Origin of the sequence: Halosimplex rarum (genome assembly GCF_047715405.1) — an archaeon.
GTDB classification, from domain to species: Archaea; Halobacteriota; Halobacteria; order Halobacteriales; family Haloarculaceae; genus Halosimplex; species Halosimplex rarum.
The window spans coordinates 317,628-328,872 of record NZ_CP180412.1; the positions used below are offsets into that span (position 1 = coordinate 317,628).

11 protein-coding genes are annotated in these 11,245 nt (G+C 67.9%); 2 read left to right on the plus strand and 9 right to left on the minus strand.

Translation table 11 applies throughout. The features are described from left to right. Positions 1-179: 179 nt before the first annotated feature. Complete coding sequence (locus tag ACMGFH_RS01485; RefSeq protein WP_415381004.1) at positions 180-2,369, minus strand: elongation factor EF-2; 2,190 nt, start codon at positions 2,367-2,369, stop codon at positions 180-182. A gap of 314 nt (positions 2,370-2,683) precedes the next feature. Between ACMGFH_RS01485 and ACMGFH_RS01490 the strand changes: the two genes are divergently transcribed. Then, complete coding sequence (locus ACMGFH_RS01490) at positions 2,684-3,433, plus strand: DUF5781 family protein (RefSeq protein ID WP_415381005.1); 750 nt, start codon at positions 2,684-2,686, stop codon at positions 3,431-3,433. Between the two features lie 30 nt (positions 3,434-3,463). On the opposite strand, the gene ACMGFH_RS01495 is transcribed toward ACMGFH_RS01490, so the two are convergent. The 4 genes from ACMGFH_RS01495 to ACMGFH_RS01510 are packed head-to-tail and all read right to left on the minus strand — an operon-like array spanning position 3,464 to position 6,965. After that, the gene (locus tag ACMGFH_RS01495) at positions 3,464-4,939 is read right to left on the minus strand and encodes a PQQ-dependent sugar dehydrogenase (RefSeq protein ID WP_415381006.1); all 1,476 of its coding nucleotides are present in this window, start codon (positions 4,937-4,939) and stop codon (positions 3,464-3,466) included. A 12-nt stretch (positions 4,940-4,951) separates the two neighbouring features. Then, a complete protein-coding gene (locus ACMGFH_RS01500) occupies positions 4,952-5,689 on the minus strand; it encodes an energy-coupling factor transporter transmembrane component T family protein (protein WP_415381007.1) in 738 nt (245 codons plus the stop codon). Then, positions 5,683-6,387, minus strand: a complete 705-nt coding sequence (locus ACMGFH_RS01505) for an energy-coupling factor ABC transporter ATP-binding protein (protein ID WP_415381008.1) — start codon at positions 6,385-6,387, stop codon at positions 5,683-5,685. Before ACMGFH_RS01505 ends, ACMGFH_RS01500 begins: the two co-directional genes overlap by 7 nt. After that, the gene (locus tag ACMGFH_RS01510; protein WP_415381009.1) at positions 6,384-6,965 is read right to left on the minus strand and encodes a biotin transporter BioY; all 582 of its coding nucleotides are present in this window, start codon (positions 6,963-6,965) and stop codon (positions 6,384-6,386) included. The genes ACMGFH_RS01505 and ACMGFH_RS01510 overlap by 4 nt, the downstream gene beginning before the upstream one ends. A 119-nt stretch (positions 6,966-7,084) precedes the next feature. Between ACMGFH_RS01510 and ACMGFH_RS01515 the strand changes: the two genes are divergently transcribed. Next, the gene (locus ACMGFH_RS01515; RefSeq protein ID WP_415381010.1) at positions 7,085-7,903 is read left to right on the plus strand and encodes an aldo/keto reductase; all 819 of its coding nucleotides are present in this window, start codon (positions 7,085-7,087) and stop codon (positions 7,901-7,903) included. Positions 7,904-8,351: 448 nt separating this feature from the next. On the opposite strand, the gene ACMGFH_RS01520 is transcribed toward ACMGFH_RS01515, so the two are convergent. The 4 genes from ACMGFH_RS01520 to rpoA2 form a co-directional block, all read right to left on the minus strand. Continuing rightward, positions 8,352-8,969: a 30S ribosomal protein S7 gene (locus ACMGFH_RS01520; RefSeq protein ID WP_415381011.1), complete on the minus strand. Its 618-nt coding sequence runs from the start codon at positions 8,967-8,969 to the stop codon at positions 8,352-8,354. 2 nt (positions 8,970-8,971) lie between these two features. Next, positions 8,972-9,400, minus strand: coding sequence for a 30S ribosomal protein S12 (locus tag ACMGFH_RS01525; protein ID WP_006885266.1), 429 nt, complete (start codon positions 9,398-9,400; stop codon positions 8,972-8,974). A 212-nt stretch (positions 9,401-9,612) separates the two neighbouring features. Beyond that, on the minus strand, positions 9,613-10,038 hold the full coding sequence (locus ACMGFH_RS01530; protein WP_415381012.1) for a NusA-like transcription termination signal-binding factor: 426 nt from the start codon (positions 10,036-10,038) through the stop codon (positions 9,613-9,615). Then, entirely contained in the window at positions 10,039-11,244 is a 1,206-nt protein-coding gene (gene rpoA2, locus ACMGFH_RS01535; RefSeq protein ID WP_415381013.1) for a DNA-directed RNA polymerase subunit A'', read from the minus strand. Position 11,245: the final 1 nt, after the last annotated feature.

Consider the following 11,245-nt stretch of genomic DNA (forward strand, 5'->3'; position numbering starts at 1 on the left):
GCAAGACGCGGAGCAGAAAGAGAGAGCGTCCGCGCCGAGCGGAGCGAGGCGCGGTTCTTCCGAACGCGACCGAAGGGAGCGTTCGGCCTTTTTCACCCATGTTCTTGGTCGGTGGGTGCCCGCAGCGGCCGCAGGCCGCGAGGATACCCACCGGCGAAAAAGATGGAAACCAGGTGGTCTTAGAAGTAGTCGATCGCCTGGTGGAGTTCCTGCTTCATGCCCTTGCGCTCGCGGATCTCCATGATAGTCTCGCGCTGGAGGTTGTCGGCCATGACCTGGAAGCCGGCGTTCTCGGTGTTCCAGGAGGCGCGGCCCTCCGTGGCGCTGCGGATGTCAGAGGAGAAGCCGATCATCTCGTCGACGGGCGCGACGCCCTCGACGACCATGAGGTCGCCTTCCTGGTACATGTCGTCGACGCGGCCACGGCGGCCCTGGATCTCGCCGGACGCGGCGCCCATGTGGTCGTTCGGCACGTCGATGCGGACCTGCTGGATCGGTTCGAGCAGGCGCACTTCGGCGTCGATGAGGGCGTTGTGGATGGCCTGGCGGGTGGCCGGGATGACCTGTGCCGGGCCGCGGTGGATGGCGTCCTCGTGGAGTCGGGCGTCGTGGAGGCGGATGAGCGAGCCCTGGACGGGTTCCGCGGCGAGCGGACCGTCGTTGAGGGCCTCTTCCATCCCTTCGAGGACGAGTTCCATCGTCTCGTTGAGGTGCTGGATACCCTTCGTGTCGTCGATGATGATGTTCGTGTTGTGGATGTGCTCCACATTCTGGGAGGTATCCTTGTCCATACCGGCTTCCTGGAGCGCCTCGCGGCGTTCCAGTTCGGGCATGTCCATGGAGGCCTCGCCGTGCTGGATCGTGTCGACGATCTCCTCGTCGAGCGGCGTCACGGTGATGTAGAAGCGGTTGTGACGGTTCGGGGAGATGCCCTCGACCTCCCGGCTGTCGGTCTGGGGCGCCTCGCGGAAGACGACGATCGGTTCACCGGTGTTGATCGGGATGCCCTGGTTGCGCTCGATACGCTGGCCGATGACTTCGAGGTGGAGTTCGCCCTGGCCGGAGATGAGGTGCTCCCCGGTGTCCTCGTTGATCTCGATCTGGATGGTCGGGTCCTCCTTGGCGACCTGCTGGAGCGTCTCGATCAGTTTCGGCAGGTCGTCCATGTTCTGGGCCTCGACGGACTTCGTGATGACCGGCTCGGAGATGTGCTCGATGGACTCGAACGGCGTCATCTCGATGCTCGACACCGTGGAGCCGGCGATGGCGTCCTTGAGGCCGGTGACCGCGGCGATGTTGCCTGCGGGGACGCGGTCGACTTCCTCGCGCTCGCCGCCCATGTAGATGCCGACAGACTGGACGCGGTTCTTGCCCGCGGTCCCGGAGACGTACAGCTCCTGGCCCTTCTCGATGGTGCCCGAGAAGACGCGACCGGCCGCGATCTCGCCGGCGTGGGGATCGATTCCGATGTCGGTGACCATCAGGACGACGTCGCCGTCCTCGTCGACCAGCTGCATCGACTCGGCGACGTCGGAGTCGGCGTCGCCGCGCCAGATGCGCGGGATACGACGGGGCTGGGCGTCGATGGGGTTCGGGAAGTGCTCACAGACCATGTCGAGGACGACGTCCGACAGGGGCGTCCGCTCGTGGAGCTCCTGTCGCTTGTCGGCCCGTTCGAGGTCGATGATCTCGCCGAAGTCCATGCCGGTGCGCTGCATCGAGGGCATCGAGACGCCCCACTTGTAGAGAGCGGAGCCGAAGCCGACGGTGCCTTCCTCGACGCCGACGGTCCAGTCCTCGTTGATATCGTCCATCTCCTCGGTCATCGCGCGGATGAGCTCGTTCACGTCGCGGATGACGTCGAGGAGTCGCTCCTGCATCTCCTCGGGCCCCTCCTGGAGCTCGGAGATGAGACGGTCGACCTTGTTGATGAACAGCGTCGGCTTGACGCCTTCGCGGAGCGCCTGGCGCAGAACGGTCTCGGTCTGGGGCATCGCGCCCTCGACGGCGTCGACGACCACGAGCGCGCCGTCGACGGCGCGCATCGCGCGGGTCACGTCGCCACCGAAGTCGACGTGGCCCGGGGTGTCGATGAGGTTGATAAGGTGGTTGGTGTCCTCGTACTCGTGGGTCATCGAGACGTTCGCGGCGTCGATGGTGATACCGCGTTCCTGCTCGTCCTCCTCGGTGTCCATCGCGAGCTGCTCGCCCGCGGTGTCGTCGGAGATCATGCCCGCACCGGCGAGCAGGTTGTCAGTCAGCGTCGTCTTGCCGTGGTCGACGTGAGCCGCGATGGCGATGTTCCGGATGTGCTCCGGGTTGTCCATCAGTGTCTCACATTCCTGTACGATCTTTTTGCGTCGGCCCATTATACGGCTCTCTATCAATGGGGGCGTCAAAAGGGTGCTGTTTCCATCTGCGTGCGACAGTAAGAAGCACGCGAATGGAAGCTCGTCTGGGAGCGAACGCAGAGAGCGGACCGACGGCGTTTCGGTTTGCGGGCGAGAGTAACGAGCACGAAAACCGAAGCTCGGCAGACGGTGACCGGTAGGGAGCACGCAGATGGAAGCTCGTCGCGAGCGATCGAACGGAGCGAAGCGGCGGTGTTTCCATCTGCGTGCGACCGCCAGAGAGTCCCAGACCCCGCAAGAGTGATACTGCCGTAGGCCCTTCCTCAGTGCGTATGGACGTGCGAGTGCGCGGTCCCGGCCCGGAGGCGCCGTTTCTCGGGGCGCGCGATCTCTTCGAGACCGAACGGACGCTGGAGCGCCCGGTCACGATCGAGATCCGCGAGGACCCAGACGAGCGGACGCGAGTGAGTCACGACGACGAGAGCCACCTCTTCATCATCTCGCGGCAGGCGGCGACAAGCGCGATGGCCCGTGAGCTCGCGCTCCACGAGTTCGCGCACATGCACCACTACGAGCGCGACCACCCCTCGCACACGCAGTCGATGGAGGAGGTCATCTTCCTCGCGCTCGCCGGGCAGTCCGTCGAACAGCGCAAACTCACCCACTGCTACCAGATCGCGAACCACATGAAGGACATCTACGCCGACGACCTCTGGCTGGAGGTCGCGCCCGCGGACAAACTCGTGGCCTTCCTCGAATCCAGCCTCGCGGCGGCCGTGGCGGACCGGCCGCGAGGACCGTCGGCCTGGGACCGTCTGACGCCGGCCGCCGACCCGGACATCACGGCGGTCAACGCCGCGTTCGCGCTCGGCCTCGTCGAGCGACACGAGCTCGTCGACGACGACCACCGGATCTACGACCTCGCCCACGCGGCAGCCCAGGACGCGCCGCACGTGGAGATGGCGGAGTTCACCAGACGCTTCCGGACGCTGGCGCGCGACCCGGACGACAGCGAGTACCGGAAGACGCTCGTGGACGTGACCAGGGCCTACGCGACGGGCGGCGAGCAGGCCGCGGACTGACCGAGAGACGGGAGCGTAAGCGAAGCCGCGCTATTCCTGCGTGAGGCGAACGAGCACGTCGTCGCGTTCGGTCGGGAAATCACCCTTCGCACGACCGTCGCGGTTGGAGGTGATCACGTAGATGTCGCCGTCGGGCGACTGCTCGACGTGACGGATGCGCCCGAGTTCGTTCTGCATCGTCGTGTGGACCGTCGCGACGTAGGCGTCGTCCGACCAGTCGTCGGTGACCTGTGCGTAGGCGTCCTCGGCGGGCGGGAGTTCTCCGCCCTGCGGCGTCAGCGTCGTGATTATCAGCTGCTGGCTGATGAGTCCGCCCGTGATCATCCGGTTCTTCAGCGCCGGCACGTTGTCGCCGGTGTAGAACAGCGAGCCGGTCGGCGCGAAGCTCTGCCCGCCGGTGTTGAACAGCGGCCGGTGGACGTCGCTGTCGAGATACTGCTCGCGCTCGCGGACGCGCTCGCCCTTCTCGGCCCACCCGTAGTTCGCGCCCGCTTCCAGTCGATTGATCTCGTCGCGGCCGGTCGGGCCGTGCTCCGAAGCCATGGGCGTTCCGTCCGGGAGCCAGACGACGCCCTGGGGGTTGCGGTGGCCGTAGGTGAACACGCGCGGGTCGGCGCCGTCGCCGAGGTCCGGGTTGTCCGGTGCGGGCTCCCCGTCGGGCGTCACGCGGAGGATCTTCCCGGCGAGCGTGCCGGGGTCCTGGACGATCTCGGGCTGGCCGCCGTCGCCGCAGGTGATCCAGAGGTAGTTGCGCGGGCCGAAGGTGATCCGGCCGCCGTTGTGGTAGCTGTCGGCCGGGATCTCGTCGACGACGGTCGCAACCGGCGTTCCGGGCTCCTCCGAGTCCACGTCGAAGGCGCTGACCTTGTTGTACTTCACGGTCTCGCCGTCCTCCTCGACAGTGTAGGTGTAGTAGACGTAGATCCGCGAGGGGTCGGGGTACGTCGGATGGACGGCGATTCCCAGCGTCCCGCCTTCGCCTCCCTTCACCCACCAAGGGCGTTCGTCCGAGCCCGGTTCGATCGACCCGGCGTCGATGGCATCGGCCGGTTCGGCGACGGTGCGGACCTCGTCGCCGTCGAGCCGGAGGACGCGACCGACTCGCTCGGTGAGGAACATGTCGCCGTCGGGGGAGAAGGCGATGTCCCACGGGACCTCCAGGTTCTCGACGAGGACCTCGGCCCCCAGCGAGGCGTCGAGCGGCGACGACGTGGGCGCTTCCCACTCGGGGTCGTAGCCCTCCCAGTCTTCGGTCGGTCGGCCGACGACCGAGGCGGTCGTGGGGGTCCCATCGGTCGCCGACCCGTCGGTCCCGCCGGCGTCCCCCGTCGAGCCGTCGCCACCGTCAGTGCCGTTGCCGTCGCCACCGTCGCCGCCGTCGTCGGGTGTCGCGGTCTCGGTCGAACAGCCGGCCAGCCCGGCGACGCCGGCGGCGGTCGCCGCGAGGAACCGGCGTCGCGACCGGAACGGAGGGGTCGCGTCGCCGTCCGTCGGATCGCGTTGCATGTCAGGAACCTATTACCCGACCGGAATGAATCTTCCGGGAACCAGAGCGAACAGCGGCGAGCAGGTCAGCGCCGCTCCGAGCGCCGTTACCAGATAGTCGCGCCGCCGGAATCGGAGCGCCGGGAGCGTCGGGTTCCAGGCGAAACAGCGCGCCCGGAGCGCCAGAGTCAGGCGGTCGGCTCGCAACTGTGACCGCTGGAGACCGCGAGCCAGGATGCGACGGACTCGGTCCCTGAGCGGTCGCCGTTCGCCCCCACGGGCTCGAACCGCTGTCCTGACGGTGTGCAGATCGCTCAGGACCACGGGGAAAAACCGGAAGACGAGTCCGACGCCGACGCCGAAGAGCCGGCCGATCCGGCCGGGCAGGAGCCGCTGTATCGCCGCGCGAGTCTCCCGGACCGGCGTCGTCCGCACGTAGACAGCGCTCACGAACACCACTGGGACGACGCGGGCGACCGAACGAAGGGAGTCGGCGGCGCCGGCCGGCCTGAACCACGGGTCGCCGAGCGCCAGGCCGCCGACGAGCGGGCCCACGGCGAGGAAGAGGAACACCACCCGGTAGGCCCGGAGCACTCGGACCGGCGAGAGCCGTCCCGCCGCGAGCGCGGCGACCGCGACGGCCCCGCCGACGGCGAATCCCCGGACAGTCGGGTACGCGAAGACGGCGATCGCGAGGCCGAACTGGACGGCCAGTTTCGCCCGCGGGTCGAGCCCGTGAGCGAGCGAGTCGCCCGGTTCGTACGTCAGCATCGCGGGTCGCGGACGCCGACGCCGTCGAGCCGGTCGAGCGCGCTCGCGGGGGCGTCGTCCAGGGCGACGCGGCCGTCGGCGAGGCCGACGATCCGGTCGACGCGTTCGGCCACGTCCCGCAGGTCGTGCGTCACGACGACGAGTCCGGTCCCCGCTTCCGCCAGCGAGTCGAGTTGCGCCAGCACCGATTCGCGGGCGGCGCTGTCGAGGCCGACGAGCGGTTCGTCGAGGACGAGGTGGTCCGGCTCCATCGCGAGCACGCCCGCGATAGCGACCCGGGCCTGTTCCCCGCCGGAGAGCCGGTCGATCCGTTCGTCGCCGCGCCCGGCCATGTCGACGGCATCGAGCGCGTCCGCGACGCGTCGGTCGATCGCCTCGCGGTCGAGGCCGAGGTTCTCCGGGCCGAAGGCCACGTCCGCGCCGACGGTCGCCGAGACGAACTGGTCGCGGGGATGCTGGAAAACCATCCCGACGCTCGTCCGGGCGTACACCTGATTTTCGGTCACGTCGCGGCCGTCGACGGTCACCGTCCCCTCGTCGGGTTCGAGCAGGGCGTTGAAGTGCCTGACGAGGGTGGTCTTGCCGCTCCCGTTGGCGCCGACGACCGCGACCGCCTCGCCGTCGTCGATGGTGAGCGAAACGTCGTCGACCGCGGCGGCGTCGCCGTAGCGGTGGACGAGTGATTCGGTCTGGATCATTCCCGGATCGCGAGGTGGCCGCCCTCGACGACGCCGATCGTGATACCGACTTTCACGACGTCGAGCGCGACGAGCGGGGCCATGGCCACCGCCGCCGTAACGACCGAGATGCCCAGCACTTCGGCCAGCCACGGCACGCCGACCGCGTAAATGACGGTGAGGCCGGCGAAAAGCGCCAGCAGCTGGACCGGGACGGATATCTCGGAGACGCGGCGCGGCACCACCCGGCGGTGGGCGACCGCTCCCGTGACGACGGCCCCGAGGAGAAAGCCGACGAGAAAGCCGCCAGTCTTCCCGCCGAAGTGGCCGATCCCAGCGGCGCCGTTCGAGAAGACGGGCGCGCCCGCGGCCCCGGCCGCCAGGTATAGAGCCATCGCGAACCCGCCCCAGACGGGCCCGAGGAGCAGCCCCGCGAAGAAGGACCCGAACGGCTGTAGCGAGAACGTGACGGTGACGCCCGGGAGCGGTATCGACAGCTGCGCGAGCGCGGCCGTCAGCGCCGCCATGATCGCCGCGCCCGCGAGGCTTCGGACCGTGTCGTCCGCGACCAGGTCGACCGACTCGTACTCCTGTGCCATACCCGCTCGTGCACCGTCAACCGGCATATAGACTCCGGTTTACCACCCGGCGAACCCGCGGGACGAGTCCCGCGAGCCCGGACACGTGGATTTACCACGCGGGCGTCCGCAGCCGGTCTATGGAGTACGTCTCCGTCCAGAACGCCGAGGTCCCCGCCCTCGGACTCGGGACGTGGCAACTCACCGGCGACGAGTGCTACGAGGCGGTCTCGACGGCGCTCGAACTGGGGTATCGCCACGTCGACACCGCACAGATGTACGAGAACGAGGCCGAGGTCGGTCGCGCCATCGCCGATTCGGACGTCGACCGCGACGACGTCTGGGTCACCACGAAGGTCACCCCGAGCAACGCCCGCGCCGACGACGTGGTCGAGAGCACCCGGGAGAGCCTCGACCGACTCGGCACGGGCTACGTCGACCTCCTCCTGCTCCACTGGCCGAACCCGCTGATCTCGTTCCGCGACACCGCTCGCGGGATGGCCGACCTCCGCGACGACGGGCTGATCCGCCACGCCGGCGTGAGTAACTTCCGCCGGTGGCGCCTCCGGCGCGCCCGCGAGAAATCGCCGATCCCCATCCTCGCCGACCAGGTCCGCCTCCACCCGTTCTACACCCACCAGGCGCTTCGCGAGGACGCCGTCGAGAACGAGACGATGGTGACGGCCTACAGCCCACTGGCCCACGGCGGCCTGATGGACGACAGGGTCCTCACCGAGATCGGTCGGCGGTACGACAAGACGGCCGCACAGGTCGCCCTGCGGTGGGTGACCGGACTGGAGAACGTCTCGACCGTCCCCAAGTCCACGAGTCGCGACCACCTCGAAGAGAACCTGCGAGCGCTCGACTTCGAACTCACCGAGGCCGAGCGCGAGGCCATCGCCCGCCCCTCCTACGCGAAGTCCGCGAAGCTGTTCCTCCGCAACGAGATGGGGATCTGAGGGATGCGACTTCCTTTTTAAGCCTACGGTGGCGCGCGCTGCCGAGCGTTTCATCGCGAGGCGGCGTCGTGCGAGGGACGAGTGAGGGAACGGAGTGACCGAGCGAGTCGGCTGGGGAGGTGTGAGGCCGTCTGCGGTGCTGTATGGTTGCGCGGCCGTCCCTGGCGGACTGAAAGGGCGAGGCCCGGTCGCGCTGTAGGGTAGTCGGTGGGCGGGCAACTATCCGAGTGAGCGAAGCGAGCGAGGATATCCCGGCCAGCGACCGCGAGCGGGCCGAGGGCTTTCGTCGCTTGCTGCCCACTGTAATCGAACGCACAGTTAGCGAACGGGTCGAGGAATGACAGCAGTGACTACCGGGAAAACGGGCCCAAGAACCGACTCGACGCGAGCCGTCCACTCCCCGGGAAACTGAGAGAACGAGAGGAGAGAAGCCCGCAGAGAGAGTCGCTTATCTGGCGGCGGCGGCGACGCGCTCTTTCTCTTCTTTCTGGTTGACGGCGTAGGCGGAGACGTCGTCGTTGGCGGCCGAGACGAGCTGGTTGGCCAGCGCGTCCTCGGCGTCGGTCGGCGTCTTGAACGAGTCGCTGTAGACGCCGTCGGCGATGAACTTCAGGGCCTGGTCGACGCGGCGCTGGGGCGCGACGTCGACGGCCTTGGGGACGGAGATGCCACCGTACTTCAGGCGAACGGTCTCCTCGCGTGGCGCGGAGTTCTCGACGGCGGTGACGAGGACCTGGATGGGGTTCTCGTCGGTGCGCTCGTGGACGATCTCGAATGCGTCCCGGGTGATGCGCATGACCTTCTGCTTGTCGCCGGTGTTCTCCTCGGTCTGCATGAGGCGGTTGATCAGCCGCTCGACGATGCTGATCTCCGACTTCTGGAACTGTTTGCCGGCGTGGCGACCCATCGTGTGGGCGATGGGCGTGACCGTGATGTAGCGCTCGGTCGAGGGGTCGGCGTAGTCGATGTCGGTGACCTCCCACTCGCCGAAGAGCTTCGCGGGCGCGCTCTCTTCCTCGGACGGGGCCGGCTCGTCTGTCTCGGTGGATTCGTCGTCTGCACTCATGGTTATCGGACCGGTTTCTCCGCGTTACCGCGGACGAGCTCGATCATGGAGACGCCGTTGACCTTCTCGACCTTGTAGTTCACGCCCGAGAGGTCGCCCATCGCGCGACCCTTCGCGCCGCCGATGCCGGCGATGGTGACCTCGTCGTGCTCGTCGATGAACGAGATGGCGCCGTCGCCGGGGCAGAAGGCGGTGACCTGCTTCCCGTTCTTGATGAGCTGGACCCGGACGCACTTCCGGATCGCGGAGTTGGGCTGTTTCGCTTCGATACCGACCTTTTCCAGGACGATGCCTCGTCCCTGAGGCGCACCCTCCAGCGGGTCGGACTTCTGGCCGAGTCCCCGCTCGCGGCGCGCGTAATCGGAGTCGGACCATCGGTGCTGCTGACGGTCCTTCTTCAGTTTGCGTGCGGCGTATTTGCCGTTCGCCATAGTAGCCGTGCGTACCCGACGGAGTCACTTAAGCCCACCCTTTTCACCCGCCGGCGCGACCGTCGCACCCGCCGAAATCCGGGCGCAAACGGCCTGTGACGCGTTCGCACACCGCGGGCACGAAGCCCCGACAGGTAGAGTCGGAGCGGTGCGACGGCTGGCGGGAGCGACGCGGGAAAAACGGGATCCGCTCGCGACGACCGCTCGCCCGCTCAGGTCAGTTCGATCTCGTCGACGTCGAAGTGACGGGCGGCGAGGTCACGGGCGGCGTCGATGTTGCGGCCGTCGGTGCCGATGGCGGCGCCGCGGTCCTCGTCGGCGACCTCGGCGTAGGCGACGCGGTCGTCGTTCTCGCTGATCGTGACGTTGTACACGGCGGCGGGGGCGAGCGCGCTGGCGACGAAGTCCTCCGCGGTCGGGGCGTCCTCGACGAGTTTGATCTCGCGGTCGAGCTGTTCCTCGACGGACTGGACGTGCTGGCCGCCCGGGCCGATCGCCTCGCCCATCTCCCCCGCGGTAACGAGGAAGATCAGGCGGTCGTACTCGTCGTCGACGACGCAGTCGCGGGCCGTCGCGCCGGTCTCGTCCTCGAACAGCGCGATGTACTGGCGCGCCTCGTCCGAGAGCGTGACCGTCATCTAGTCGGCCTCTTCCGCACCGCTGTCGCGCGCGGTCATCCGCAGGTCCACGTCGCCGGTGCCGAGCTTGATCGGCTTGCCGACGATGACGTTCTCCGTCACGCCGTTGAGGTCGTCAACCTCGCCGTGGATGGCGGCGTCGAGCAGGTGGTTGACCGTCACCTCGAACGCCGCGCGGGCGAGCACGGAGTCCTTGTTGCCGGAGATGCCGTGGCGGCCGATGGACTCGATGGTGCCGCGGTTGGTCATGATGTCCGCGACGAGCATCAGGTGGCGGATGTTCACCTCGTCGAGCCCCTGCTCGGCGAGCGTGTCCATCGTCTCGTTGATGATGGCCTCGCGGGCCGCCTCGATGCCGAGCTGGCGGTGGATCTCGTGGATGTTGTTACACGTCGTCCGCGAGGCGTCCACGCCCTCCAGTCCGAGCACGTCGCCGAGCTCCGAGCCCTCGGTGTAGAGGACGAACTCCTCGCCGTGCTCGGTCTCCTCTTTCCGGATGACGACGCGGGTGATCTCCTCGATGCCCTTGAAGACGATGTCGCGCAGCTCCTCGACGAGCTGGAGCAGGTCGCGGTAGCTCGGCTCCTCGGGACCGAACTGGACGACCGTCGGCGCCGGCGTCTGCACCTCGACGCCGAGCTTGTCCTGGATGGTCGAGGCGATGTCCTCGACGACGGACTCGAGGCTGTCGGCGGTCGGCCACCGCTCTTCGAGGGTGTCCTCGTTGAGGTCGACCTGCACGAGCATGTCGGCGACATTCGTCGACACGTCCCCGAGCTGGAGGATCTTCGTCGACTCGATCTGCCAGACGACCTCGTGAGCGCGCTCGCGCTCCGCGGCGTACTCGTCCTCGAGGTGGATCGTCATCATCGGCGTGTCCGGCTCCTTCCGGGCGTCCACCAGCTCGATGAGCCGAGGCAGCCCCTGGGTTACGTCGATCTCCGCGACCCCCGCGTAGTGGAAGGTGTTCATCGTCATCTGCGTCCCCGGCTCCCCGATGGACTGGGCGCTGACGGTGCCGACCGGGTCGAGCGGGTCGACGCGCGTGTCGACGTACTTGCTCTCGACGGCGCGGGCGATCTCGTCGACCTGTTCGAGCGTGACCGAATCCCGGTCTTCGAGCGTGCTGTACACTTCCTCCTTCAGTCGACGCGGGAGCTCGGTGTCCTCGACGAGCGCCCGCATGTCCTCGGTTACCTGCGTCATC